The sequence below is a fragment of the Pseudomonas sp. 7SR1 genome (assembly GCF_900156465.1).
In the GTDB taxonomy this organism is placed as follows: Bacteria; Pseudomonadota; Gammaproteobacteria; order Pseudomonadales; family Pseudomonadaceae; genus Aquipseudomonas.
In genome coordinates, this window is the sequence record NZ_LT707064.1 from 5,722,697 (window position 1) to 5,748,199 (window position 25,503).

Annotated in this window: 20 protein-coding genes and 1 pseudogene; 10 read left to right on the forward strand and 11 right to left on the reverse strand. The window is 62.0% G+C overall.

Annotated features, from left to right (window positions below):
* The first annotated feature begins 2 nt into the window (after positions 1 to 2).
* Positions 3 to 3,623: a transporter substrate-binding domain-containing protein gene (locus BW992_RS25110; protein WP_076407251.1), complete on the forward strand. Its 3,621-nt coding sequence runs from the start codon at positions 3 to 5 to the stop codon at positions 3,621 to 3,623.
* Positions 3,624 to 3,681: 58 nt separating this feature from the next.
* Positions 3,682 to 6,624 (forward strand): HD domain-containing phosphohydrolase, encoded by a 2,943-nt coding sequence (locus tag BW992_RS25115; protein ID WP_076407252.1) that lies wholly within the window; start codon positions 3,682 to 3,684, stop codon positions 6,622 to 6,624.
* Between the two features lie 95 nt (positions 6,625 to 6,719).
* Here the strand turns inward: BW992_RS25115 and BW992_RS25120 are convergent, their stop codons facing one another.
* Together BW992_RS25120 and BW992_RS25125 are read right to left on the reverse strand one after the other, a co-directional pair.
* On the reverse strand, positions 6,720 to 7,202 hold the full coding sequence (locus BW992_RS25120; protein ID WP_076407253.1) for a GAF domain-containing protein: 483 nt from the start codon (positions 7,200 to 7,202) through the stop codon (positions 6,720 to 6,722).
* Positions 7,199 to 8,089, reverse strand: a complete 891-nt coding sequence (locus BW992_RS25125) for an ATP-binding protein (RefSeq protein WP_072389220.1) — start codon at positions 8,087 to 8,089, stop codon at positions 7,199 to 7,201. The genes BW992_RS25120 and BW992_RS25125 overlap by 4 nt, the downstream gene beginning before the upstream one ends.
* Positions 8,090 to 8,252: 163 nt before the next feature.
* Between BW992_RS25125 and BW992_RS25130 the strand changes: the two genes are divergently transcribed.
* Positions 8,253 to 10,574: a hybrid sensor histidine kinase/response regulator gene (locus BW992_RS25130; protein WP_076407254.1), complete on the forward strand. Its 2,322-nt coding sequence runs from the start codon at positions 8,253 to 8,255 to the stop codon at positions 10,572 to 10,574.
* Here BW992_RS25130 and BW992_RS25135 read toward each other — a convergent pair.
* From BW992_RS25135 to msrB, 3 genes are all read right to left on the reverse strand, one after another.
* Positions 10,555 to 11,019: a MarR family winged helix-turn-helix transcriptional regulator gene (locus tag BW992_RS25135; RefSeq protein ID WP_072389225.1), complete on the reverse strand. Its 465-nt coding sequence runs from the start codon at positions 11,017 to 11,019 to the stop codon at positions 10,555 to 10,557. The genes BW992_RS25130 and BW992_RS25135 overlap by 20 nt on opposite strands.
* Positions 11,016 to 11,501: a glutathione peroxidase gene (locus tag BW992_RS25140; protein WP_072389227.1), complete on the reverse strand. Its 486-nt coding sequence runs from the start codon at positions 11,499 to 11,501 to the stop codon at positions 11,016 to 11,018. Before BW992_RS25140 ends, BW992_RS25135 begins: the two co-directional genes overlap by 4 nt.
* 115 nt (positions 11,502 to 11,616) lie before the next feature.
* The gene (msrB, locus tag BW992_RS25145; protein WP_072389229.1) at positions 11,617 to 12,012 is read right to left on the reverse strand and encodes a peptide-methionine (R)-S-oxide reductase MsrB; all 396 of its coding nucleotides are present in this window, start codon (positions 12,010 to 12,012) and stop codon (positions 11,617 to 11,619) included.
* Between the two features lie 222 nt (positions 12,013 to 12,234).
* Here msrB and BW992_RS25150 point away from each other — a divergent pair, with 222 nt between their 5' ends.
* Positions 12,235 to 13,446 carry a pyridoxal phosphate-dependent aminotransferase gene (locus tag BW992_RS25150; protein ID WP_053155200.1) on the forward strand — a complete coding sequence of 404 codons (1,212 nt, stop codon included), beginning with the start codon at positions 12,235 to 12,237 and terminating at the stop codon, positions 13,444 to 13,446.
* A 300-nt stretch (positions 13,447 to 13,746) separates the two neighbouring features.
* Complete coding sequence (gene htpX / locus BW992_RS25155; protein ID WP_072389231.1) at positions 13,747 to 14,634, forward strand: protease HtpX; 888 nt, start codon at positions 13,747 to 13,749, stop codon at positions 14,632 to 14,634.
* 73 nt (positions 14,635 to 14,707) lie between these two features.
* Here the strand turns inward: htpX and BW992_RS25160 are convergent, their stop codons facing one another.
* Complete coding sequence (locus BW992_RS25160) at positions 14,708 to 15,361, reverse strand: thiopurine S-methyltransferase (RefSeq protein ID WP_076407255.1); 654 nt, start codon at positions 15,359 to 15,361, stop codon at positions 14,708 to 14,710.
* 103 nt (positions 15,362 to 15,464) lie between these two features.
* Here BW992_RS25160 and BW992_RS25165 point away from each other — a divergent pair, with 103 nt between their 5' ends.
* The gene (locus tag BW992_RS25165) at positions 15,465 to 16,232 is read left to right on the forward strand and encodes a DODA-type extradiol aromatic ring-opening family dioxygenase (RefSeq protein ID WP_072389235.1); all 768 of its coding nucleotides are present in this window, start codon (positions 15,465 to 15,467) and stop codon (positions 16,230 to 16,232) included.
* A 129-nt stretch (positions 16,233 to 16,361) separates the two neighbouring features.
* Here BW992_RS25165 and BW992_RS25170 read toward each other — a convergent pair.
* A pseudogene (locus BW992_RS25170) lies at positions 16,362 to 18,069 on the reverse strand (DEAD/DEAH box helicase).
* 401 nt (positions 18,070 to 18,470) lie between these two features.
* Positions 18,471 to 19,226 (reverse strand): spermidine synthase, encoded by a 756-nt coding sequence (locus BW992_RS25180; protein ID WP_072389239.1) that lies wholly within the window; start codon positions 19,224 to 19,226, stop codon positions 18,471 to 18,473.
* Between the two features lie 147 nt (positions 19,227 to 19,373).
* Between BW992_RS25180 and BW992_RS25185 the strand changes: the two genes are divergently transcribed.
* Positions 19,374 to 20,720, forward strand: a complete 1,347-nt coding sequence (locus BW992_RS25185; RefSeq protein WP_072389241.1) for a class II 3-deoxy-7-phosphoheptulonate synthase — start codon at positions 19,374 to 19,376, stop codon at positions 20,718 to 20,720.
* A gap of 132 nt (positions 20,721 to 20,852) precedes the next feature.
* On the opposite strand, the gene BW992_RS25190 is transcribed toward BW992_RS25185, so the two are convergent.
* Together BW992_RS25190 and BW992_RS25195 are read right to left on the reverse strand one after the other, a co-directional pair.
* Positions 20,853 to 22,082: a winged helix-turn-helix domain-containing protein gene (locus tag BW992_RS25190; protein ID WP_076407256.1), complete on the reverse strand. Its 1,230-nt coding sequence runs from the start codon at positions 22,080 to 22,082 to the stop codon at positions 20,853 to 20,855.
* 64 nt (positions 22,083 to 22,146) lie between these two features.
* Positions 22,147 to 22,368 (reverse strand): DUF1127 domain-containing protein, encoded by a 222-nt coding sequence (locus BW992_RS25195; RefSeq protein ID WP_072389245.1) that lies wholly within the window; start codon positions 22,366 to 22,368, stop codon positions 22,147 to 22,149.
* 97 nt (positions 22,369 to 22,465) lie between these two features.
* Here BW992_RS25195 and BW992_RS25200 point away from each other — a divergent pair, with 97 nt between their 5' ends.
* On the forward strand, positions 22,466 to 23,320 hold the full coding sequence (locus BW992_RS25200; protein ID WP_172834667.1) for a LysR substrate-binding domain-containing protein: 855 nt from the start codon (positions 22,466 to 22,468) through the stop codon (positions 23,318 to 23,320).
* On the opposite strand, the gene BW992_RS25205 is transcribed toward BW992_RS25200, so the two are convergent.
* Positions 23,310 to 24,077 carry a sulfite exporter TauE/SafE family protein gene (locus BW992_RS25205; protein WP_207956594.1) on the reverse strand — a complete coding sequence of 256 codons (768 nt, stop codon included), beginning with the start codon at positions 24,075 to 24,077 and terminating at the stop codon, positions 23,310 to 23,312. The two genes, BW992_RS25200 and BW992_RS25205, sit on opposite strands and share 11 nt — an antisense overlap.
* Before the next feature lie 129 nt (positions 24,078 to 24,206).
* On the opposite strand from BW992_RS25205, the gene BW992_RS25210 reads away from it, so the two are divergent.
* Both BW992_RS25210 and BW992_RS25215 read left to right on the forward strand, forming a co-directional pair.
* A complete protein-coding gene (locus tag BW992_RS25210) occupies positions 24,207 to 24,668 on the forward strand; it encodes a MarR family winged helix-turn-helix transcriptional regulator (protein ID WP_072389251.1) in 462 nt (153 codons plus the stop codon).
* Between the two features lie 402 nt (positions 24,669 to 25,070).
* Positions 25,071 to 25,490, forward strand: coding sequence for an organic hydroperoxide resistance protein (locus BW992_RS25215; RefSeq protein ID WP_072389253.1), 420 nt, complete (start codon positions 25,071 to 25,073; stop codon positions 25,488 to 25,490).
* The last annotated feature ends 13 nt before the right edge of the window (positions 25,491 to 25,503 follow it).

The window sequence follows — 25,503 nt, forward strand, 5'->3', positions numbered from 1 at the left end:
GGATGTCCACAGGCATGAAAGGATTTCTCCTGCTATTGATCGCAGGGCTATGTGCAGGATTTCTCGCGGCAGCGACTGCCGCTCCCGAGCCATACACACTTCTGGGTCGCTCGGGCGCGCCCCCTGTCGAGGTCGGCCTGGATCAGGCCCAGCGTGCCTGGCTGCGTGAACGGCAGGAACTGAGACTGGGCACTTCCGCACCGGATTATCCGCCCTTCGATCTTTCCACCAGCGGACGCGACTATGAAGGCATGACTGCCGACTACGCCGCGATTATCGCCCAGGCGACCGGGCTGCCCGTGAAAGTCCTGCGCTTCGGCTCCCGCGGCGAGGCCATCGCTGCGCTCAAGCAAGGCCGTATCGATCTGTTGGGAAGCGCCAACGGTTTCGAAGCCCGCGATCCCGAACTCGCCCTTTCGACACCCTATGCCGTGGATCAGCCCGTCCTTGTCACCCGAACCAATGAAAGCCGCTCCCTGAGCGAGGATCTCGAGGGGCTGCGTCTCAGCATGGTCTATCACTACCTGCCCGAGCAGGACGTCGAAAGGCTGTACCCAAAGGCGCGTATCACCACCTACCCCTCCTACCAGAACGCCATAAATGCCGTCGCTTTCGGCCAGGCCGATGTCTTTCTCGGCGATACCATTTCCACCCACTACATGATCAACAAGGGCTACCTGAACAACATCCGCATGGCCAGCTTCGGCAAGCATGAGTCCCATGGATTCGGTTTCGCGGTACGGCGCCATGACACCCGCTTGCTGGAAATCATCAATGCCACGCTCAACCGGATCCCGATCAGCGAACAGGTGGCGATCTCCAAACGCTGGAGCGCGGGCAGCGACCTCTATCTCACCGAGCATCGAATACAACTGACCGACAGGGAGCAACGCTGGCTGGCCAGCCATCCGGTGATCCGGGTGGCCGTGAACGAAACGTTCGCCCCGTTCACCTTCTTCGATTCGGACGGCGATTTTCGCGGAATAGGCGCCGACTTGCTGGAACTGATTCGGCTGCGCACCGGCTTGCGCCTGGATATCCAACGCCATCGGGACGACAGCGAAACGATTGCAGCCATCGCGAACGATCGGGCCGATATGATTGCCGCGCTCCTGCCCAGCAGCGAACGGCAACAGCAGCTTAAATTCAGCCGCCCTTACGTCGACAGTTCCTTCGTGCTGCTGAGTCCCAAGCATTCCGCTGCGCCGACGGTGCTCGACCAGTTCGGCGAAAGAAGCCTGGCGATCGCCAAAGGCAATCCGATCATCGAGTGGCTACACCGCCAGTACCCGCGCATCAGGATCATCGAAACCACCGACTCCGCCCATGCCGTTGAAATGCTTGCCCAAGGCAAGGTCGACGGCAGCGTGCACTCCCTGGTCATGGCCAACTATTTCCTTTCGTCCCACGCGTTCCGGGACACGTTGCAGATCAGCAGCACCGTGGGCACCGAGCAGGCCATGTTCTCCCTGGCCACGGCCAGAAACGCCACCGAACTGAACGCCATCCTCGACAAGGCCCTGACCAGCATCGACCCCGACGAACTGGGGGTCATCAACAACCGGTGGCGGGGCTACGTCCCGGCATCGGAGCACACCTGGCGCACCTATAACCGCCTGTTCTTCCAGATCGTCGCGGGGGTCGGCCTGCTACTGCTGCTGTCCCTGGCCTGGAACGCCTACATGCGGCGGCAGATCCGCCAGCGCCAGCGAGCGGAACTGGCGCTCAACGACCAGCTGGAGTTCATGCGTTCGCTGGTCAACGGCACGCCACATCCCATTTACGTCAGAGACCGCGACGGCGTCCTGCAGAGCTGTAACGACAGCTATCTGGAGGCCTTCGATGCACGGCGCGAAGACGTCATTGGCAAGAACGTGATGCCCGGCTCCATGAGCAATGCCTTCGAGGCCAGGGAGTACCAGGCGGACTACCAGCGGGTCATGGAGGAAGGCACCCCATTGATCGTCGACAGGCCGCTGCACATCGGCGACAGGCGACTGACGATCTATCACTGGATCCTTCCCTACCGCAACGCCGCCGCCCAGGTACAAGGCATCATCGGCGGCTGGATCGACATCAGTGAACGACGGCAGCTTTTCGATGAACTGCGGGCCGCCAAGGAGCGGGCCGATGATGCGAACCGGGCCAAGAGCACCTTCCTGGCGACCATGAGCCACGAAATCCGCACCCCCATGAACGCGGTGATCGGCATGCTTGAACTGGCCCTCAAGCATGCCGACAAGGGCCAGGTGGACCGGGCCGCCATCGCCGTCGCCTACGAATCGGCCTCCGGCATGCTGGAACTGATCGGCGATATCCTGGACATCGCTCGCATCGAGTCGGGCCACCTGAGCCTGGCTCCCGAACGGGTCAATCTCAGGGCCTTGCTGCAATCGGTCATCCGAGTGTTCGAAGGTGTGGCCCGACAGAAGAACCTGGCGCTGACACTGCAGCTCGACCCGGCAGACGACAACCCGGACGTACTGATAGACCCCTTGCGATTCAAGCAGGTGATTTCGAACCTGATCAGCAACGCCCTCAAGTTCACCGAGCAGGGCTGGGTAAGGGTTGATGTCCAGCTGTCTCGAACCGAGCGTGACGATCTCCTGCAAATGCGCCTGGATGTCAGCGACAGCGGCATCGGCATCAGCCCCAGCGACCTGAACCGACTGTTCGAGCCTTTTGCCCAGGCCGACAATACCAGCCGCATGGCCCGCAAGGGCGCCGGGCTGGGACTGGTGATCAGTCGCAACCTGTGTCGCATGATGGGGGGCAGCCTGCATATGAACAGCCAACCGGGAGCCGGTACCCAGGTCCGAGTCTGCCTGCAATTGAGCGTACTGCCTACGGTGACGGCCTGCGCTGTGCCTGAGCCGGTGATCGAAACGGCGGCGGCCGCCCTGAATGTGCTGGTGGTGGACGACCATCCGGCCAATCGCCTGTTGATGTCACAGCAACTGGAATACCTCGGTCATCGCTACCAGGTCGCCGACGATGGCGCACAAGGGCTCACCGCCTGGCAGCATGGGGATTTCGACCTGGTCATCGTCGACTGCAACATGCCGGTCATGAGCGGCTACGAGCTGGCCCGGTCAATCCGCAGGTACGAGTCCGGACAGAACCTGCCGCCCTGTACCCTCCTGGGATTTACCGCCAATGCACAACCCGAAGAAAAACAGCGCTGCCTGGACGCCGGGATGGACGACTGCCTGTTCAAACCCATCAGCCTGAATGTCCTGAGCCAATGGATGAAAGGCGTCAGGTCCGTGAGCCGTCCACAGACCTTCACTGTACACAACCTGCGGGCACTGACCGGCGGCGATCCTTCATCCACCCGGCGGCTGTTGGCGGAGCTGCTGCGCAGCAACCGCTCGGACCGCCAGGAATTGCTCGCTGTCGCCCGGGATGGGAACCGGCAGGCGCTGACCGAAACGGCACACAAGATAAAGGGCGTAGCCCGGATCGTGCAGGCGACCGATTTGATCCAGCGATGCGAGGCATTGGAAAACGCTTGCCTTCAAGCCCAGGCACCCGAGCGGATCCAGGCATGCGCCACGGCCCTCGAACGTGCCATGGCGGAGCTGGAGCAGGTGCTGGAAAACGAGGTCGCCAAGGCAAAATAGCCCGGTATTTACTATGATGTCCGCTCAGCAGTGCGTACCCACACTCGGAGTGATTGCAATGCCCAGCGCACCGCGTCCGGAACAACGCCGGTTCCCCCTCCACGTACACATCAGTGTGATGTTCACCCTGCTCCTGCTGCTCACCGGCGTGGTGCTGGGCCTCTTCAACTACCGACAGACCACGCGGATCATCCTCTCCAGCAGCGAACAACTGTTCAACCGCATTGAACGGGACGTGCGCCTGGACCTGTACGACACCTACGAGCCGATCCGCCATGTGCTGAGCCTGCTGGCCGACTACCCGGCAACGCGGGCCTCCGGCCTGGACCAACGCCTGGCCCTGCTTACCCCTTTCAGCCAGGCACTGCGGGACAACCCCAACCTGGCATCGTTGTACCTGGGCGACCGCCAGGGCAATTTCCTGATGGTCCGGCCACTGCGCACCCAAGCACTGAAAACCGCGGTGAGCGCGCCAGACGAAGCGGCTTATCAGGTCTGGACCCTCGAACGAACAGGCCTTTCGGGCCAGGTGCGCTCCCAGTCACTGTTCTACGATCAGGCGCTGGCATTCATCAGCGCCCGGGACAATGCCGATGGCACCTTCGATCCACGCACGCGTGACTGGTTTCGCAGTGCACTGGACACTGCCGGGCAGATCACGACCGATCCCTATGTCTTCTTTTCCACCCGCAACATCGGCACGACCCTCGCCCGGCGAAGCGGCGAGGAAGCGGTCATCGGTGCCGACCTGACCCTCGCGGCCCTGTCCCAGACGCTCGCCAAGCACAAAGTGACCGCCGGCACTGAAATCGTGCTGGTCGATCCCCAGGGCAACGCGGTGGGCTATCCCGACAGCGACCGGTTGCTCGCTGATACCGGATCGGCCCAACTGATCAAGGCCCGCGACCTCAGCCCGTCCATCGCCGTCGCTCTCGACGCCAGTGGCGACGCAACGCGCCTGGAGGCAGCCGGACGCCAATGGATCGTGTCCCGCAGTCACATGCAGGAAGGCGGGCCCCGGGGCCTGGAGCTGGCGTTGCTGGTGCCCGAGGATGAACTGCTGGCCGATGCCTATCGCATGCGCTGGCAAGGCGCCCTGATTACCCTGGCCACGCTGCTGCTGTGCCTGCCCCTGGGCTGGCTGACTTCCAGGCTGCTGGTCAAGCCCCTGAGCGCGTTGGTCCGGGAAGCGGATGCGATTCGCAGCTTCGACTTCGACTACCCGGTGTCGCGCCACTCCCTCGTACTGGAAGTGGATCAATTGAGCCTCTCGATGGCCCGGATGAAAGAGACGCTGGCCAGCTTCTTTGAAATCACCGCCAGCCTGCGCGCCGAAACCCGCTTCGCCCCACTGTTGGAACGAGTGCTGTTCGAGACCGTGAAAATCGGCCAGGCCCAGGCCGGGCTGATCTACCTGCGCGAAAATGACACCGACCAGGTCAAGCCGTATGGGCTGGTCATCCATGGCACGCCACAGCCACTGGAAGCGTTCGAACTGCAAAGCCATGCCCTGGCCAGTGGCGACAGCCCGCCCTGGCTCCAGCAACTGGCGCTCTCGGACAATCTCGTCACCTCCCTGGGATACGAGCAGGCCGCCGACCTGCAGCGTGTCCTGCAGGCACTGGACGCTCCGCGCGTGCACCTGATCGGTATCCGCCTGCGCAACCGTCATCAGGAAACCGTCGGCATGCTGGTGCTGTTGATCAGCGATACCGGCACCGAAGCCGATCTGGAAAAACTGCAGCCGGACCGCATCGCTTTTTTGCAAGCCGTCTCCGGCACCGCCACCGTGAGCATCGAAAGCCAGCGCCTGCAGGCCCGGCAGAAGCAATTGCTGGACTCGTTCATCCAGCTGCTGGCCGGCGCCATCGACGCCAAGAGCCCGTACACCGGCGGTCACTGCCAGCGGGTACCGGCCCTGACCCTGCTACTCGCCCAGGCCGCCGCCGCGAGCAACGCGCCGGCCTTCGAAGCCTACCGGCCTACCGAAGACGAGTGGGAAGCGCTGCACATCGCCGCCTGGCTGCACGATTGCGGCAAGGTCACCACGCCGGAGTACGTGGTGGACAAGGCCACCAAGCTGGAGACCCTGAACGACCGGATCCACGAAATCCGCACGCGCTTCGAGGTGCTCAAGCGCGACGCCTGGGTCGACTACTGGCAGGCCATGGCAACCGGGGGCGAAGCCGCCGCCCTGGCGCGCAAGCGTGATGAGACGCTGGCCAGCCTCGATGACGACTTCGCCTTTGTCGCGCGTTGCAACCTGGGCACCGAAGCCATGGCCGACGCCGACCTGCTACGTTTGCGGGAAATTGCCCAGCGTCCCTGGACCCGGACGCTGGAGGATCGCCTAGGCGTATCGTGGGAAGAGAACCGGCGCCAGGCACGGACTCCCGAGCCGACGCTCCCCGTGGTCGAAACCCTGTTGGCCGACAAGCCCGAACACCTGGTGGAGCGGCACGAGGCCGAACTGATCCCGGCGGACAACCCATGGGGCTTCCAGCTCGATGTGCCAACCTGGAAATACAACCGTGGCGAACTCTACAACCTCAGCATCCCACGGGGCACGCTGACCCGGGAGGAACGCTATGTCATCAATCACCATATGGTGCAGACGATCCTGATGCTCAGCCAGCTGCCCTTCCCCAGCCACCTGGAGAACGTTGCGGAGATCGCCGGCGGCCATCATGAAAAGATGGATGGCACCGGATACCCCAAGCGGCTCAGGCGCGCGCAGATGAGCCTGCCGGCACGCATGATGGCGATCGCGGATATCTTCGAAGCATTGACGGCGGCCGACCGGCCCTACAAGAAAGCCAAGAAACTGAGCGAGGCCCTGGGCATCATGGCGACGATGTGCCGTAACGCCCATATCGACCCGGAACTGTTCAAGCTTTTCATCGATGAACGGATCTACCTGAGCTACGCCAACCAGTTTCTCGACCCGCACCAGATCGATGACGTCGATGCGGACAGCCTCCTGGACCAGGCGGGCGTCTAGACATGGGCGCCGTCGCTACCGATCCAGGCGTGTGGTCGGGCACCGAGCCTGCCCGCCACAGGTCCGCAGGCTTTGCCAGCGCCCGCGCGAAGGGCTCAGCAGTCGGTCAAGCGCAGGAAAATCTCGCTCAGGCGCTCGATACCAGCCTGGTCATGCTCGCTGAAGCGCGCCAGTTTCGGGCTGTCCAAATCGAGCACTCCGATCAGGCGTCCGTCCTTGAGCAGCGGCACCACCAGTTCGCTGTTCGACGCACTGTCACAGGCGATGTGCCCCGGGAAGGCATGCACGTCCTCGACACGCTGGGTCTGGCCGGTCGCCGCTGCCGTACCGCAGACACCCCGGCCGAAGGGAATCCGCACGCAGGCGATCTGGCCCTGGAACGGGCCCAGCACCAGTTCTTCATTGCGATTGAGATAGAACCCGGCCCAGTTCAGGTCGTCCAGCTGACTGAACAGGAATGCCGAGAACTGCGCGGCGTTGGCGATGAAATCGCGTTCATCGGCCAGCAGGGATTGCAACTGTGCCAATAACAGGTCGTAGCCGTCGAGGCCTTGGCCGGTGTTCTTCAGATCGATCATGCCTTGTGCTCCAGCAGTTTGAGGCCAACCCAATAACGGGCAAATTGATAGGCGCAACGGCCGTTGCGGTTGCCCCGCCCGGTGGCCCAGCGGACCGCTTCTATATCCAGCGCTTCATCACGCTGCCAGGCCAGCCCGGCCTTGGCCGCCAGCTCACCGATCCAGTGCTCCACCACATTGAGAAAATGCTCCTGGGTGAAGGGATAGAACGACAGCCACAGGCCGAAACGGTCCGACAGCGCGATCTTGTCCTCCACGGCTTCGCTGGGATGCAGCTCGCCATCGACCCGCTTCCAGTTCTCGTTGTCGCTTTCCTTTTCCGGCACCAGGTGACGGCGGTTGGACGTGGCATACAGCAACACGTTATCCGGCGCCTGTTCCAGGGAGCCATCCAGCACGCTCTTGAGTACCCGGTAATCACCCTCACCGGATTCGAACGACAGGTCATCGCAGAACAGCACGAAGCGCTGGGGCAGCTTGGCGACCTGCTCCACCACCCGCGGCAGGTCGGCCAGATGATCGCGTTCGATCTCGATCAGCCGCAGGCCCTCCTGGGCATGCTCGGCCAACAGGGCGCGCACCAGGGACGATTTGCCCGTACCACGCGAGCCCCAGAGCAATGCATGGTTGGCCGGCATGCCGTCGATGAACTGACGGGTGTTGCGGCCCAGTTGCCCGACCTGGCGCTCGACGCCGATCAGGTCCGACAGGCGCATGTCGAGGCTGACCTGCAACGGCAACAGATAACCGCTGCGTCCGTCGCGCTGCCAGCGGGCAGCCAGGGTTGCGGTCCAGTCGATGTCGGGCCGGGGCGCGGGCAGCAACGGCTCGATACGGGCCAGCACCGCATCGGCGCGCTCAAGAAAAGCATTCAATCGCGAGTCCACGTCTTCTCCTCGGGCAGGTTCACAGTAATGATGACGCTACGGCGACGAAACGCCGTATTCAATGGCGGGTCTATCCCACACAACATAAACCGGCCAGGCCGGTATCCAGAGATGATCAGCTATGCTTGAGCGGCGAAGGGAAACGTAAGTGGTTCACCATTCCATGGACATCAGATTCACCCAACGGCTGTCTTACAAGCAGGCCCGACTGACCGTTCTGGTGGGTTTCGTGCTGGGCACATTGCTCAGCCTGATGCAGATCGGCATCGATTATGCCAGCGAAGACGCCTCGATCAACCGCGAGATCCTGTCGCTGATGGAAATCAGCCACAACCCGGCCTCGCGCATCGCCTACAACATCGACGCCGAACTGGCCCAGGAGTTGTCCCTGGGCCTGCTGCGTTCACCGGCCATCATCGGCGCCGAACTGATCGACAACAACAATACCGTGTTGGCCAGCGTCAAACGCCCCGAACTCCAGAGCAACTACCGGTTCATCAGCGACTTCCTGTTCGGCGCCCAGCGCCAGTTCGAAGATCGGCTTTACCTGGACCATTTGCCCGGCGAATCCCTCGGAGTGCTGCGCCTGGAGGTCGATACGTACGCTTTTGGCAGCCGCTTCCTGCGCAGGGCCGAGGTCACGCTGCTCAACGGGTTCGCCCGCAGCCTGATCCTGACCGGGCTGTTGCTGGCGCTGTTCTACGTCATGCTGACCAAGCCCTTGGTACGGGTCATCCGCGAGCTGGCCGGCCGCGACCCCAGCAGCAGCGAACAGAGCCGGCTGGAATGCCCTTCCGGCCACCAGTACGACGAGATCGGCGTACTGGTCTCGGTCGCCAACCAGCAGTTCGAAAACATCTCCACCGAAATCCAGCAGCGGCGCACCGCCGAAAATCGCCTCACCGAATACCTGGCGCAACTGGAAAACATCGTCTCGGCACGCACCGCCGAACTCAAGGCCATCAATGCCCGCCTCAGCCAGTCCAACGAAGAGCTGGAAGTGGCCAGGCGTACCGCCCTGGACATGGCCGACGCCCGTTCCGCCTTCCTGGCCAACATGAGCCATGAAATCCGCACGCCCCTCAATGGCCTGCTGGGGATGATCGCCTTGTCTTTGGACGGCCCTCTCACCGCCGAGCAGCAGCAGCAATTGTCGATTGCCCATGACTCGGGCAAGGTGCTGGTCGAACTGCTCAACGATATTCTCGACCTGTCCAAGTTCGATGCCGGCCAGCTGGAGCTCGAACGTATCCCGTTCGACCTGGCTTCCCAGATCGAAGACACCGCCAACCTGCTCTCCCAGAATGCCGCCCCCAGTGTCGAACTGGCCTGCCTGATCGATCCTCGTTTCCCGGCCCAGGTGCTGGGCGATCCGACCCGCGTGCGCCAGATCGTCAGCAACCTGTTGTCCAACGCACTCAAGTTCACCCGCTTCGGCCGTGTCGATGTGCGGCTGAGCGCCTACGAAGGCGGCGTGCGCATCGAAGTTTGCGACACCGGCATCGGCATCCCCCAGGATGCCCAGGCGCGGATCTTCCAGCCGTTCACCCAGGCCGGCGCCGGGATCACCCGTCAGTTTGGCGGCACCGGGCTGGGCCTGGCCTTGACCCACAACCTCTGCGAAGCCATGCAAGGCCGCCTGACGATCAGTTCCGAAGCCGGTTTCGGCAGCCAGTTCTGCGCCGACCTGCCCTTGCCCTGCCATACGCCGGCGGCGGTGGTCGAACCGTTGCGAGGCAATGTCGTAGCCATCACCGCCGCCAGCAGCGGACTGGCCGAATTGCTGCACATGCTGCTGCCCGTCTGGGGCCTGGATTACCAGCGACGCTCCGTCGATGACTCCCTGCTGGGCCTCAAACCGGATGTGCTGATAACCGACTGCCCCGAATGCCTGTTCAACCTGCGACCGACCTTCAGCGCCCCCATCCTGCTGGTGACCGCCTACGGCAGTTTCATGCCCAGCGAAGAAGCCACTACCCTCGCCCCCCTGTTGCAGCAGGCCCGCCCGCTGGCGCGCCATGCGCTGTACCAGATCCTGCGTCGTGCCCTGCAAAGCGAGGCGGCCGCCATCGACGACAAGCAGATCGAGGCACAGCCGCCCTCCAGGCGCGCGCGGGTGTTGCTGGTGGAGGACAACCCGGTCAACCAACTGGTGGCCAAGGGCATGCTGGTGAAACTGGGGTGCGAGGTCATCGTCGCGGCCCATGGTGCCGAAGCACTGGATCAGCTCGAACAGCGGGATTTCGACCTGGTGCTGATGGATTGCAACATGCCAGTGATGGACGGTTACGAAGCCAGTCGGCAGATTCGTCGCAGCGGGCGCTGGCCGAACCTGCCGATCGTGGCATTGACCGCCAATGCCATGCCCGAGGAGCGCGAACGCTGCCGGACCGCCGGCATGACCGACTACCTGTCCAAGCCGTTTCGCCGCGAAGAACTGGCGACGGTTCTGGACCAGTGGGTGCCTACGACGTCAGCGCCCTGATCTGGCCCAGCAACTGGTCGAGCCCGGCGCGCAACGTTCCCAGGCCATCCAGGTCGATGCCACTGTCGCACAACAGGCGGGCCTTGAGCGGCGCCACTTGTTCTCGCAAGACCCGCCCGGTGTCCGTCAGGCTCAGGTGGACCTCCCGCTCGTCCCGGGCCGAACGCTGGCGCTGGACCAGGTCCAGTTGCTCCAGACGCTTGAGCAAGGGTGTCAGCGTTCCCGAGTCCAGCAGCAGCCGCTCCCCCAGTGCCTTGACCGTGGGCTGCTCGGGCGCGGTGTCCTGCCACTCCCAGAGCACCAGCATCGCCAGGTACTGCGGATAGGTCAGGCCGAGCTGATCGAGCATCGGCTTGTAGCCACGGATCACTGCCCGCGACGCAGCATACAGCTTGAAGCACAGCTGGCTGTCGAGCGTGAGCGCTTCGATGGGTTTGTCCTTCATTTGAGCAGGGCTTCGATCTCGGCGGTCAGGTCCTCGGGCTTGGTGGTCGGGGCGAAACGCTTGACCACCTGACCGTCCTTGCCGATCAGGAACTTGGTGAAGTTCCACTTGATGCCCTTGGAACCCAGCACGCCGGGGGCGCGTTGCTTGAGCTGGACGAACAGTGGATGTGCGTTGGCACCGTTGACCTCGACTTTCTTGAACAACGGGAAGCTCACGCCGAAATTCAGCTCGCAGAACTCGGAAATCGCCCCTTCGTTACCCGGCTCCTGCTTGCCGAACTGATTGCAGGGAAAGCCCAGTACCACCAGGCCGCGGTCCTTGTAGGACTGCCAAAGGGTCTCCAGGCCCTTGTACTGTGGTGTGAAACCGCACTGGCTGGCGGTGTTGACCACCAGCACGGCCTTGCCGGCGAAATCGGCGAGGGTCTTTTGCTCACCCTTGATGGTGGTGCAGGGAATGCTCAGCAGGTTGTCGCTCATGGCACGGCTCCAGCGGGAAGGAAGGAGCCGAAGATAGCGAGCAATTAAATTGTGTGCAATTTAATTCGAACCCAGACAACCTTCGGCGAGGGGATTCCCCCTCGCCAGGCTTTCATCACTGGCGATCAACCAGGTCCAGGCACACCGAATTGATACAGTAACGCAACCCCGTGGGCGGAGGGCCGTCAGGAAACACATGACCCAGGTGAGCATCGCATTTGGCGCAGACCACTTCGGTGCGGATCATGCCGTGGCTGACATCGCGCACTTCCACCACGGCACTGCCCTCGATCGGCGCGTAGAAGCTCGGCCAGCCACAGCCGGAATCGAACTTGGTCCGCGAATCGAACAACGGTTCGTTGCAGCAGATGCAGTGGTACACACCGTCGGTCTTGGTGGTGTTGTACTTACCGGAAAACGGGCGCTCGGTGCCCTTCAACCGGCAGACGTTGTACTGCTCCGGGTCGAGCATGGCACGCCATTCTTCAAGGGTTCTTTCCAACTTTTCCATCGTCTTGCCTCGGCAATTGAAAAAGCCCGATCCGACGCTTTTCCGCGGGTCGGGCGGCACGTATGATTGCGCCTCGTCAGACGCCAGTCTGGCAGTCACTCCATGCGTATTCAAACGGATTGTGACGCCTGTGCCATGTCCGGGCACGGGTACAGACGCAGGATCACCAGAACGGTCGTCGAGACGCCCGCCTGGATCGTTCATTTTCGGGAACACATCGCCATGCAGGTTAGCAAATCGAACAAGCTCGCCAACGTCTGCTACGACATTCGCGGCCCAGTGCTCAAGCACGCCAAACGCCTGGAAGAGGAAGGCCATCGCATCCTCAAGCTGAACATCGGCAACCCGGCCCCCTTTGGTTTCGAAGCGCCCGATGAAATCCTCCAGGACGTGATCCGCAACCTGCCCACCGCCCAGGGCTACAGCGACTCCAAGGGCCTGTTCAGCGCCCGCAAGGCGGTGATGCAGTACTACCAGCAGAAGCAGGTCGAAGGCGTCGGCATCGAGGACATCTACCTGGGCAACGGCGTATCCGAGCTGATCGTGATGTCGATGCAGGCGCTGCTCAACAACGGCGACGAAGTGCTGGTGCCGGCCCCCGACTATCCCCTGTGGACAGCCGCAGTCAGCCTGTCCGGAGGCAACCCGGTACATTACCTGTGCGACGAACAGGCCAACTGGTTCCCGGACCTGGCGGACATCAAGGCCAAGATCACGCCCAACACCAAGGCACTGGTGATCATCAACCCGAACAACCCGACCGGCGCGGTGTACTCCAGGGAAGTGTTGCTGGGCATGCTGGAGCTGGCTCGCCAGCACAACCTGGTGGTGTTTTCCGACGAGATCTACGACAAGATCCTGTACGACGACGCCGTCCACATCTGCACCGCCTCCCTGGCTCCGGACCTGTTGTGCCTGACCTTCAACGGCCTGTCCAAATCCTACCGGGTGGCGGGTTTCCGCTCCGGCTGGATTGCCATCTCCGGCCCCAAGCATCATGCCCAGAGCTATATCGAAGGCATCGACATGCTGGCCAACATGCGCCTGTGTGCCAACGTCCCGAGCCAGCATGCCATCCAGACGGCGCTGGGCGGCTACCAGAGCATCAACGACCTGGTCCTGCCCCCGGGCCGGCTGCTGGAACAGCGCAACCGTACCTGGGAACTGCTCAACGACATCCCCGGCGTCAGTTGCGTCAAGCCGATGGGGGCGCTGTATGCCTTCCCACGGATCGACCCCAAGGTCTGCCCGATCCACAACGACGAGAAGTTCGTACTTGACCTGCTGCTGTCCGAAAAGCTGCTGATCGTCCAGGGCACCGCGTTCAACTGGCCATGGCCGGATCATTTCCGCGTCGTCACGCTGCCACGGGTCGACGACCTGGAACAGGCCATTGGGCGGATCGGCAACTTCCTCAAGTCCTATCGCCAATAAGCCGGACAAGCGCGCGAGGTACCTCGCCTCGCGCGCTGTCTGATTCAGCAACATATCCGTTCCACCGATTTTGACGCCCCTTCTACACTGACTGCTCGGCAACTGATGGGCAGCAGGCCTAACATTCAAGGGGCCAGAGAGGCATATTTCATTTCTCTGGTACTTTCAGAAAAGTCCTTCAATCATTTGGGAAGCCTGTAGGACACAGTTTGAAATAGTCGGTGAGTTGAATAGCCTGCGGCAGCACCTTATATACCCCGCATAACGCTACATCTTTAGCATGAGGAGTTTGCTACCACCATGATGCGCATCCTGCTGTTCTTGGCCACTAACCTGGCGGTCGTGCTGATTGCCAGCATCACCCTGAGCCTTTTCGGCTTCAACGGGTTCATGGCGGCCAATGGGGTTGATCTCAACCTCAATCAGCTGCTGATCTTCTGTGCGGTGTTCGGTTTCGCTGGCTCCCTGTTCTCGCTGTTCATCTCAAAGTGGATGGCGAAGATGAGTACCGGCACCCAGATCATCAGCCAGCCGCGCACTCGCCATGAACAATGGCTGCTGCAGACCGTCGAGCAGCTGTCCCGCGAAGCCGGCATCAAGATGCCGGAGGTCGGGATCTTCCCGGCCTACGAGGCCAACGCCTTCGCCACCGGCTGGAACAAGAACGACGCCCTGGTCGCGGTGAGCCAGGGTCTGCTCGAGCGGTTCTCGCCCGATGAAGTCAAGGCCGTGCTGGCCCACGAGATCGGCCACGTCGCCAACGGCGACATGGTGACCCTGGCGCTGATCCAGGGCGTGGTGAACACCTTCGTGATGTTCTTTGCCCGCATCATCGGCAACTTCGTCGACAAGGTGATCTTCAAGAACGAAGAAGGCCAGGGCATCGCCTACTACGTGGCGACCATCTTCGCCGAGCTGGTACTGGGCATCCTCGCCAGCGCCATCGTCATGTGGTTCTCGCGCAAGCGCGAATTCCGCGCCGACGACGCCGGCGCCCGCCTGGCCGGCACCAGTGCGATGATCGGTGCCCTGCAGCGCCTGCGTGCCGAACAGGGCCTGCCGGTGCACATGCCCGACACCCTGACTGCCTTCGGCATCAACGGCGGCATCAAGCAGGGCCTGGCTCGCCTGTTCATGAGCCACCCGCCACTGGAAGAGCGTATCGACGCACTGCGTCGTCGCGGCTAAGGTAGATCTCGATAAAAAGCCCGCGCAATGCGGGCTTTTTATTTACACGTGGGCAACCACGATGTCCCTTGGTTCAGCGTGCGGAAATCCGATAGACCCGCTCATCCAGTCGCTTTACCCCCGCCTGGAGAAACTTCCAACTTTCCCCCAGCACGTCCTGCTCCTGCAGCACGTCCAGCCGCCAGGCCTTGCCCAGCAACCGCTGCACCTCTTCGTCGCCAACCGAAAACGGCGGCCCCGGCATCTCTTCCTGGTTGTAATCCAGGGTAATCAGCAATCCGACCCCCTCCGGCAAGAGCGCCTGCAAATGGCCTGCGTAACGTTCGCGCATGGGCGCCGGCAAGGCGATCAGCGCGGCCCGGTCGTACAGCGCGGCACAATCGGCGACATCACCCGGCTTCAAGGCAAAGAAATCGCCGCAACGGATTTCAATGTCACCGGCGCGAAATACCTTGAAGTCCCCCTCCTCGCTCACGCTCGGCTCCAACTGATGCTCCTGGAAAAAATCGGTGATGGCCTTTTCCGACAACTCCACCCCCAGCACCGGATACCCTTGATGAGCAAGCCACACCAGATCCAGGGTCTTGCCGCACAACGGCACCAGCACCCGACTGCCTCGCTCCAGTCCCAACAGCGGCCAGAATCCTTGCAGATAAGGGTTCACTTGCGGCAAGTGAAAACCGATCTGATCCGTCGACCATCGCTTGTGCCAAAACTCAGGCTCCATGACTCGCTCCAAAAATTCGATCAAAACGGGTTAAAACTTATATTAGATTCCGATCATAGACCTGACGGAAGATGGCGGCATCTTAACGCTCAGGAGCCCGTTCATGCTGCCCAGCCTGTTTATTTCCCATGGCTCTCCGATGCTCGCCCTGGAGCCTGGCGACAGCGGCCCGGCACTGGCGCGCATCGCCGCGCAATTGCCCAGGCCACATGCCATCGTCATTGTTTCCGCTCATTGGGAAAGCGATGAGTTGGTGGTCAGCGCCAATCCGCAGCCTCGCACCTGGCACGATTTCGGAGGCTTTCCGCCCGCCCTGTACAACGTGCAGTATCCCGCCCGGGGCAATCCCGGCCTGGCGGCAGAAGTCGCAGAATTGCTCGACACCGCGCATCTGCCGGCGCGCCTCGACAGCCAACGCCCCTCCGATCACGGCGTCTGGGTACCGTTGTCCCTGATGTACCCCGAAGCGGACATCCCGGTGGTTCAAGTATCCCTGCCCAGCCACCAGGGGCCAGCGTTGCAGACCAGGGTGGGCCGGGCGCTCGCGCCGCTGCGCCAGCGCGACATCCTGCTGATCGGTTCCGGCAGCATTACCCATAACCTGCGGGACCTGGACTGGAGCGCCGGACCTGAAAGCATCGAGTCCTGGGCAAAGGCATTTCGTGACTGGATGGTGGAAAAACTCGAGGCCGACGACGAAGCCACCTTGCATGATTACCGCCACCAGGCACCGAACGCCGTGCGCAGCCATCCCAGCGACGAGCATCTGCTGCCGCTGTATTTTGCCCGGGGTGCCGGCGGGAAGTTCAGTGTTGCCCATCAAGGCTTCGCAATGGGGACGCTGGGGATGGACATCTATCGGTTCGGTTGACAGGCGGACCGAGCCTGCTCGCGATTGCCTTCACAACGACTGTCCTTGAGGAAACACCCAGCCACAGGCAAAAAAATCCCCGAACCAGTCGGGGATTTTTTATGTTCGATCAGTCGACCCTGGGGCCGATCAATCTTCGCGATAGCGACGCAGCTTGAGTTGCTTGCCGGCCACGCGAGTGTCCTTCAGCTTGGTCAGCAACTTCTCCAGGCCATCTTCCGGCAGCTCTACCAGGCTGAAGCTGTCCCGCACCTGGATGCGACCGATGGCTTCACGAGCCAGGCCACCTTCATTGAGGATGGCGCCCAGCAGGTTCTTGGCGGCAATGCCGTCACGAGCACCCAGTGCGGTACGGCAACGGGCACGACCTTCGGCCAGCGGGATCGGAGCACGACGCTCACGGTCGCCACGGTCAGGGCGGTCACCGCTACGCTCAGGACGATCGCCACGAGGCGCGCTGTTCGGCACCAGTGGACGCTCTTTCTCGATCGCAGCCAGGTCCAGTGCCTGTCCATTGGTCGCCTTGCGCAGCAGGGCGGCAGCCAGGGCACGTGGGGAGCAACCGATGTCGGCGGTCAGGCGATCGAGCAGATCACCGTGGGTCGACTCAGCGTCAGCCACCAGCGGCGACAGGCTATTGGTCAGTTTCTTGATGCGGGCATCGAGAACGGCCTGGGCATCCGGCAGACGCACTTCAGCCACTTTCTGGCCGGTCACACGCTCGATCACCTGCAGCATGCGGCGCTCACGAGGCGTCACCAGCAGCAGTGCGCGACCTTCGCGGCCCGCACGACCGGTACGACCGATACGGTGAACGTAGGACTCAGGGTCGTACGGCATGTCCACGTTGAATACGTGGGTGATGCGCGGAACGTCCAGGCCACGGGCAGCAACGTCAGTCGCCACGACGATGTCCAGGCGACCATCCTTGAGGGAGTCGATGACGCGCTCACGCTGGTTCTGGGCAATGTCCCCGTTCAGCGCAGCGGCCTTGTAGCCTTTGGCTTCCAGGGCGCTGGCCAGATCCAGGGTCGCTTGCTTGGTGCGAACGAACATGATCAGGGCGTCGAAATCCTCGACTTCCAGCAGGCTCAGGACGGCAGAGGTCTTCTGGTCGGCGTGGACCAGCAGGTGGGCCTGCTCGATCGCGGTGACGGTCTGGGTCTTGCTCTGGATCTTGACGTGTTTCGGGTCCTTGAGGTGACGCTCGGCGATCGCACGGATCGACTGCGGCAAGGTGGCCGAGAACAGTACGGTCTGGCGGGTTTCCGGCATGGCCTTGAAGATCACTTCCAGGTCATCCATGAAGCCCAGCTTGAGCATTTCGTCCGCCTCGTCGAGAACCAGGTGGTTCACGGTGGCCAGGACTTTTTCGTCGCGACGCAGGTGGTCGCACAGACGGCCCGGGGTGGCGACAACGATCTGTGCGCCATTACGGATTGCTTTCAGTTGTGGGCCCATCGGCGCGCCGCCGTAGACAGCCACAACAGTCACGCCCGGCATCTGCTTGGCGTAGGTTTCGAAAGCGGTTGCAACTTGCAGCGCCAACTCACGGGTTGGGGCCAGGATCAGAGCTTGCGGCTCGCGCTTGGACGGATCAATGCGGTGCAGGATAGGCAGGGCGAACGCGGCGGTCTTGCCCGTACCGGTTTGCGCCTGGCCAATCATGTCGTGACCGGCGAGAATGATCGGGATCGACTGCTGCTGAATGGCCGAAGGCTCTTCATAGCCGGTAGCGACTACTGCAGCGACAATATTGGGATGAAGTTCAAGAGCGGCGAAGCCGCCGATTTCCTGGGTCATGGGTCTGCCTCTAAGTGCATCCGCAAAGACCCATGCTCCAAAGCTGCGCATGCCGTGTTGAGACTCAAGAGTCGCCCTGGCAGCTTTGTCGGCGGGGATTTGCGAAAACGAATGAATGAAAAAAGAACGTCGAGAGAGCATCCGTTGTGCGGACATGCAACCGAAGCTGGCTTCAGAAAATTGCGCTACCTTGACGCGGCCCGGCTAAAGGCCGGCGCGCACTATACCGGAATTTGCCCAAAAAGGGAGCTTTTTTTATCGCTGCGCCGCAGTACGGGCTTGCCATACACCCAATGCGGCGAGGGGATTTATCCCGTTGGGCTGCCAGGCAGCCCCGATGTATCCGACGCATTCCCGACAGGATGAGCACTGGAGGGGCGCGCTGCGCGCACCAGCCAGATGAATCCCCTCGCCACAGGGATTCCTGGCCCTTGATCAGGTCGCGGGCCGGATCGCCTTGATCAATGACTGCAACGAATAGCCCAGTCGTGGCGCCAGCCCTTCGGCCCGGGCAATCAGGCCTTCCATATCCAGTGTCTGCTCCAGGTCCGCCGGCACGATCAGGATCACATTGCCCTCCTTCACTGGCAATTCCCAGTAGTGGCGGTGGTACAAACCGCGCAGCAACGCCGCACCCAACGGCTTGCCGTCATCGGTGGCCCATTGGTTGATCACCAGCCAGCCGCCCGGATTGAGACGCTTCTGGCAGTTTTCCAGGAACCCCCAGGCCAGATGCCCGACGCCCGGACCGACGTCGGTATAGAGGTCGACGAAAATCAGGTCCGCGGGTTCGGCGGTTTCCAGCAGCTGCAGGGCGTCGCCGACCCGGATATACAGGCGGGGATCGTCATCCAGCCCCAGGTATTCGATGGCCAGGCGCGGCACATCGGGGCGCAATTCGATAGCCTCGACATCTTCCAGCGGCAGGAACTTGAGACAGGCCTGGGTCAGCGTTCCGGCGCCCAGCCCCAGGAACAGCGCGCTTTCCGGTTGCTCATGGCACAACGCACCGATCAGCATGGCCCGGGTGTAATCGTATTCGAGCCAGCTGGGATCTGCCGTGAACACACAGCTTTGTTCGATGGCATCGCCGAATTCGAGGAACCGGTAATCGGCCACCTCGAACACGCGGATCATACCGAACTCATCGTGCACTTCGGCGAGCAGATGCTCGACACGCTCCTCTGTCATTTCAACTCCCGATAGCAACCAGGCCGCGCATGACCGGTTGGGCCGGTGCCTGGGCAAAAGCGCGATTGTCGACCAGGCGACGGCAGCAGGTCACGCACTAATTTGCTGGTAACATGGGCGTCCGAGCGTAATCCATTAGAGACCATGATGAGCCAACCCTGGAGCCCTGACAGCTGGCGCGCCTTGCCGATCCAGCAACAACCTCGTTACCCCGACGCGGCGCACCTGCTGCAGGTCGAGCAGACCCTGGCCAGCTATCCGCCGCTGGTGTTTGCCGGAGAGGCCCGGGAACTGCGCCGTCAGTTCGCCGAGGTGACCCAGGGCCGGGCCTTCCTGCTCCAGGGTGGCGATTGCGCCGAAAGCTTTGCGGAGTTCTCGGCGGCGAAGATCCGCGACACCTTCAAGGTGCTGTTGCAGATGGCCATTGTCATGACCTTCGCCGCCGGCTGCCCGGTGGTCAAGGTCGGCCGCATGGCCGGGCAATTCGCCAAGCCGCGTTCGGCCAACGATGAAACCATCGACGGCATGACCTTGCCGGCCTACCGGGGCGACATCGTCAACGGCATCGGCTTCGACCAGCAGAGCCGCGTGCCGGATCCGGATCGACTGTTGCAGGCCTACCATCAGTCCACCGCTACCTTGAACCTGCTGCGGGCGTTCGCCCAGGGCGGTTTTGCCGATCTGCACCAGGTGCATAAGTGGAACCTGGACTTCATCGCCAACTCGGCCCTGGCGGAAAAATACAGCCACCTGGCCGACCGCATCGACGAAACCCTGGCGTTCATGCGCGCCTGCGGCATGGACAGCTCGCCACAATTGCGTGAAACCAGCTTCTTCACCGCACATGAAGCACTGCTGCTGAACTATGAAGAAGCCTTCGTGCGCCGGGACAGCCTGACCAATGACTATTACGACTGCTCGGCACACATGCTCTGGATCGGTGACCGTACCCGTCAACTGGACGGAGCCCATGTCGAATTCCTGCGGGGCGTGAACAACCCGATCGGGGTCAAGGTCGGCCCGAGCATGAAGCCCGATGACCTGATCCGCCTGATCGACGTGCTCAACCCCGACAACGATCCGGGCCGCCTGAACCTGATCGCACGGATGGGCGCGAATCAGGTTGGCGATCATCTTCCACAGCTGTTGCGTGCCGTGCAGCGTGAAGGCAAGCAGGTGCTGTGGAGCTCAGACCCCATGCATGGCAATACCATCAAGGCCAGCAGCGGCTACAAGACGCGGGACTTCGCGCAGATCCTCGGGGAGGTGAAACAGTTCTTCCAGGTCCATGGGGCGGAAGGTACCTATGCGGGCGGAATCCACATCGAGATGACCGGACAGAACGTCACCGAGTGCATCGGCGGCGCCAGGCCGATCACCGAGGATGGCCTGTCGGACCGCTACCACACCCACTGCGACCCGCGGATGAATGCCGATCAGTCGCTGGAGCTGGCGTTCCTGATTGCCGAAACGTTGAAGCAGGTTCGGCGCTGAATCGTTCAGCTTGTCGCGACTGAACGACATCTTCGGGGGCAAGCCCGCCCCCACGGTAGGCCGGCGATGAACATGATTCTTGTGTTCGACCCGGCCCGATGTGGAAGCAGGCTTGCCCGCGAAGGGACCGACTCAGCCAGCACCGATTCCGGCCAACGCCACCGCCAAGCGTACCCCACCCATTCGCCGGCAATTGAGCTGAACCCGTTCCAACCCCAACCAATCGGCCATGCGCCGCAGGCTCATCGCCAACGCCAGCATGCCCTCCTCGTCCAGCCCTGGCTCTTCCTCGTGCACCGCATGCACCGCCAACCGGCCCTGGGCGCGTTCCGCCCGTAGATCGATCCGGGCGGCGATACGTTCGTCATGCAGGAACGGCAGGACGTAATAGCCGTACACGCGCTTGTGGGCCGGGGTGTAGATTTCCAGTCGATAACGGAAATCGAACAACCGCTCGGTACGACTGCGTTCCCATACCAGCGAATCGAACGGCGACAACAGGGCACTGGCCGCTACCTTGCGAACAATCTTCACATCAGGTCGGCACCAGGCGGGCTGCTTCCAGCCTTGCACCTGGCAACGCAGCAACTGCCCGCCCTCTTCCAGCTCCGCCAACCGGGCGCGGCTGTCAGCCGGGTCGAGACGGAAGTAATCTCGCAGATCCTTTTCGGTTCCCACTCCCAGCGCTTCGGCCGCGTGCAGCAATAATGCGCGCTGGGCCTGGGCCTCGTCCGGCAGCGGCTGTTGCAGGACCGAGGCCGGGAGCACCCGCTCCGGCAGGTCGTAGAGCCGCTCGAAACCGCGGCGCCCCGCCACCGTGACCTCCCCGGCCGCGAACAGCCACTCAAGGGCATGCTTCTCGGCGCTCCAGTCCCACCACGGACCGGCCTTCTCCTGGCGAGTGGACAAGCTGCCCGCACCCAGGGCTCCCCGCTCCCGGACCGACGCGAGGACGCGGCGAATGACCTCCTGGCGCTCCCGGCCGAAACGCGCCAACTGTTGATAGATGCCTTCGCCGCGAGACGCGCGGATCATGCGCCAGCGCATCAGCGGGTACATCGACATAGGCAGCAGGGACGCTTCGTGCCCCCAGTACTCGAACAATGTCCGGCGTCGCCCCTGGCTCCAGGCCGCCTGATCGAGCAAATCGAGATTGTAATGGCCGAGACGGGAGAACAGCGGAAGGTAATGCGAGCGCACCAATGCGTTGACGGAATCGATCTGCAGCACGCCGAGGCGTTCGATCAGACGGTTGAGACGCGAGGACTGCACCGAAGCCGGCGCCAGCCGCCCATTGAATCCCTGGGCGGCCAACGCCAGGCGCCGGGCCTGTTTGAGGGTAAAGGATACAGTCGCGGGCATGGAGATCTCCTTGTCTGCTCGCAACCTACCTCACCGGGAATCGATTTGTGTAGGGAGGGATGGTTCATTTGTGCAATGGATCATCCCAGAATGGCCGAACCACTTCCTTTTCGACATCCGCTCGACTGACACCGATGTCCTTGAGCGCCTCGTCGCTCAATCCGGCGAGCAATTCACGCTCATGGTGCAATTCATACCAGCGGCTAAACTTGTGCAACAGATCGCTGAGGGAAAACCGATGGAATGAGTGCTTATCTATCGATACGTATCCTTTCTGACCTTTCATCGTGATGTCCTCCGTTGGGGGTGGCTCAAGTCTCGCGCCACCGCTAAGATCAATCCAACGAATGTTTCTTATGCAATACATCTCGGAGATTGATCCATTGTCGAGTTACCCGAGCATCGATACGGAAGTGCTGCGTACCTTCGTCGCCATCGCCGACCAGGGGGGATTCACCCGCGCCGGTGAACTGGTCAACCGCACCCAGTCCGCCGTCAGCATGCAGATGAAGCGCCTGGAAGAAGATGTGCTGCAGCGGCGCCTGTTCGAGCGTGACGGGCGCCAGGTCAAGCTCACCGCCGAAGGCCAGGTGCTATTGGGGTACGCCCGCAGGATCCTCAAGCTGCACAGCGAGGTGTTCAATACCCTGCGCGAACCGCACATGGTCGGTACCGTGCGCATCGGCACACCGGACGATTACGTGATGCGATTCCTGCCGGGTATCCTGCAGCGCTTCGCCCAGTTCTATCCGCTGATCGAAATCGAAGTGCATTGCGAATCGTCCAAGCAGCTGTTGCTGCGCCAGGACCTGGACCTGTCCATCGTCACCCGTAAACCCGGGGATGAAATCGGCCAGCTATTGCGCAAGGAACGCTTCGTCTGGGCCGAAGCGGCGTGCTTCAACGCCCATGAAAAAACACCACTGCCCCTGGCGATGTTCAACAGTGACTGTTTCTGCCGACAGTGGGCCTGTAATGCGCTGGATGCCATGGGCCGCGAGTATCGCGTGGCCTACAACAGTTCCAGCCTGTCGGCGCTCATGGCCGTAGTGGGCGCGGGCCTGGCGATCACCGCGCAACTGGAAAGCCTGCTCACGCCGGACATGCGGGTACTGGGCGAGGCCGAGAACCTGCCGGAACTGCCCGAGGCCAGCATCATGCTGATCCGCAACCTGCACAATCCGTCGCCGATCACCGAATGCCTGGCCGAGCACATCGTCGAAGGCTTCAAGCTTTAAAGGCGAGCAGGATCGCGCAAACCACCAGGAAGCCGCAGAACAAGGCGCGCAACAGGCGCTCCGGCATGGCATGGGCGACTTTCACGCCCCAGCTGATGCTCAGCAAGCCGCCGGCGGCCAAGGGCACGCCGATGCTCCAGTCCACCTGGTGGTGGAACGCGTAGGTAGCCAGGGTCACGCCGGTGCTGGGCAAGGCCAGCGACAGCGACAACCCCTGGGCCACCACCTGGGTGGTGCCAAACAGGCTGGTCAGGATAGGCGTCGCGACAACAGCCCCGCCGACACCGAACAGACCTCCCATGGCCCCGGATACCGCCCCCAGCACGCCGAGCCACGGCCAGCCATAGCGCATCTGTGCCGAGGCCGGCGCGCTGGTGGCGAACATACGGATCAGGTTATAGGCCGCCAATACGATCAAGAACGCCACGAAACCGATGCGCATGCTCTGGGCATCGATGCCGACGGCCCAGATCGAGCCAAGCCAGGCAAAGCAGAACCCCATGGTCGCCAACGGCAGGACATGGCGCAGCTCGATGCGATTACGCTGGTGGTAACGCCACAGGGCCAGCATCACATTGGGAACCACCATCACCAGCGCCGTCCCCTGGGCGATCTGCTGGTCCAGACCGAACCAGACCCCCAGAACCGGAATCGCGATCAATCCGCCGCCAATCCCGAACAATCCCCCCAGGGTGCCCAACGCAGCCCCGACCACCAGATACAGAAAACTCTCGATCACAGACGATTCTCCCCTCATCAAGGGCGCATATCCTACGCAGTCGACGCCTTCGGCGAAACGTGACATCGGTGCAACACGTCAGAATTGTCTGGCGCACGAAAGATTTGCCCGCTAGATTTATCCCAATCATTGATTGAAGGTTTTGCCATGAGTACTCAGCACGCCACCCCCGACCCTTGCGAAGCCCTGTTGCTCGACAACCAGGTTTGCTTTGCCCTGCACTCTACGTCGCTGATGATGACCAAGGTCTACAAGCCACTGCTGCAAGCCCTGGGCCTGACATACCCCCAATACCTGGCGATGATGGTGCTGTGGGAAACCGACGGTTTGACCGTAGGGGAGATCAGCAGTCGCCTGCTTACCGACCCGGGCTCGTTGACCCCGCTGCTCAAGCGCCTTGAGGCCGAAGGCCTGCTGAGCCGCACCCGCAGCCGAGAAGACGAACGCGTGGTGGTTGTGGAACTCACCGAGAAAGGCCGCGCCTTGCAGAAAAAAGCCCTCGATATTCCCCAATGCATCCTCGCCGCCAGCGGCCAGACCCTGGAGCAGTTGAAAAAACTGCAACAGGACCTGCAGGCACTGCGCAGCCATCTGCAAGACAGCCTCTGATTCCACCTCCTCAAAGCCTGGCGATCCCGCGATGGCGGTATGTCGTCATACCGCCAGGGACTGCCACCGCGCCATCGTGAGCAAGCGCGGCCCACACACGCCCCCCCGCCCTCAGCCTTCGCACCCCGCATATTCCTGCCTGCGCCCCCCATTTCATCCTTACCCGACTTCCTTATGTAGGCCAGGTCTGTCCACAAAGGCCTACTCGAAGCCGGCGTATCAAATTTTTTTCACCGCTTGGAACGCTCTATATCAAGGGTTCAAGACCTTCCGATCTAAAAAAATCCATCCGCCTCGAAAATTTATCTTGCGCGCAAGATATTTGCGCTATACATTCTCTTCACACCTACTTAGCGCACAAATATTTAGCGCAAAACATCAACCAGGAACGAGGCTCCCATCATGAAAACTCTCTACACAGCAATCGCAACTTCCACCGGCGGCCGTGATGGTCGTGCGATCTCCAGCGACAACATCCTCGACGTCAAGCTCGCCACGCCCAAGGAACTCGGCGGCGCTGGTGGCGCGGCAACCAACCCGGAACAACTGTTCGCTGCCGGTTACTCGGCCTGCTTCATCGGCGCCCTGAAATTCGTCGCCAGCCAGAGCAAGCGCAAGATCCCGGATGATGCCTCGATTACCGCCCATGTCGGCATCGGCCAGATCCCCGGTGGTTTCGGCCTCGACATCGACCTGCACATCAGCCTGCCAGGCCTGGATCAGGACGAAGCGCAAAGCCTGGTGGACGCGGCTCACCAAGTCTGCCCCTACTCCAACGCAACTCGCGGCAACGTCGATGTCCGCCTGCACGTAACCATCTGATCACCGACCCTAC

Excerpts from the sequence above, each read along its gene's own strand:
- BW992_RS25110 (WP_076407251.1), top strand. The coding sequence starts at position 3 with ATGTCCACAGGCATGAAAGGATTTCTCCTGCTATTGATCGCAGGGCTA.
- BW992_RS25115 (WP_076407252.1), top strand. The coding sequence starts at position 3,682 with ATGCCCAGCGCACCGCGTCCGGAACAACGCCGGTTCCCCCTCCACGTA.
- BW992_RS25120 (WP_076407253.1), bottom strand. The coding sequence starts at position 7,202 with ATGATCGATCTGAAGAACACCGGCCAAGGCCTCGACGGCTACGACCTG.
- BW992_RS25130 (WP_076407254.1), top strand. The coding sequence starts at position 8,253 with ATGGACATCAGATTCACCCAACGGCTGTCTTACAAGCAGGCCCGACTG.
- BW992_RS25135 (WP_072389225.1), bottom strand. The coding sequence starts at position 11,019 with ATGAAGGACAAACCCATCGAAGCGCTCACGCTCGACAGCCAGCTGTGC.
- BW992_RS25140 (WP_072389227.1), bottom strand. The coding sequence starts at position 11,501 with ATGAGCGACAACCTGCTGAGCATTCCCTGCACCACCATCAAGGGTGAG.
- msrB (WP_072389229.1), bottom strand. The coding sequence starts at position 12,012 with ATGGAAAAGTTGGAAAGAACCCTTGAAGAATGGCGTGCCATGCTCGAC.
- BW992_RS25150 (WP_053155200.1), top strand. The coding sequence starts at position 12,235 with ATGCAGGTTAGCAAATCGAACAAGCTCGCCAACGTCTGCTACGACATT.
- htpX (WP_072389231.1), top strand. The coding sequence starts at position 13,747 with ATGATGCGCATCCTGCTGTTCTTGGCCACTAACCTGGCGGTCGTGCTG.
- BW992_RS25160 (WP_076407255.1), bottom strand. The coding sequence starts at position 15,361 with ATGGAGCCTGAGTTTTGGCACAAGCGATGGTCGACGGATCAGATCGGT.
- BW992_RS25165 (WP_072389235.1), top strand. The coding sequence starts at position 15,465 with ATGCTGCCCAGCCTGTTTATTTCCCATGGCTCTCCGATGCTCGCCCTG.
- BW992_RS25180 (WP_072389239.1), bottom strand. The coding sequence starts at position 19,226 with ATGACAGAGGAGCGTGTCGAGCATCTGCTCGCCGAAGTGCACGATGAG.
- BW992_RS25185 (WP_072389241.1), top strand. The coding sequence starts at position 19,374 with ATGAGCCAACCCTGGAGCCCTGACAGCTGGCGCGCCTTGCCGATCCAG.
- BW992_RS25190 (WP_076407256.1), bottom strand. The coding sequence starts at position 22,082 with ATGCCCGCGACTGTATCCTTTACCCTCAAACAGGCCCGGCGCCTGGCG.
- BW992_RS25195 (WP_072389245.1), bottom strand. The coding sequence starts at position 22,368 with ATGAAAGGTCAGAAAGGATACGTATCGATAGATAAGCACTCATTCCAT.
- BW992_RS25205 (WP_207956594.1), bottom strand. The coding sequence starts at position 24,077 with ATGAGGGGAGAATCGTCTGTGATCGAGAGTTTTCTGTATCTGGTGGTC.
- BW992_RS25210 (WP_072389251.1), top strand. The coding sequence starts at position 24,207 with ATGAGTACTCAGCACGCCACCCCCGACCCTTGCGAAGCCCTGTTGCTC.
- BW992_RS25215 (WP_072389253.1), top strand. The coding sequence starts at position 25,071 with ATGAAAACTCTCTACACAGCAATCGCAACTTCCACCGGCGGCCGTGAT.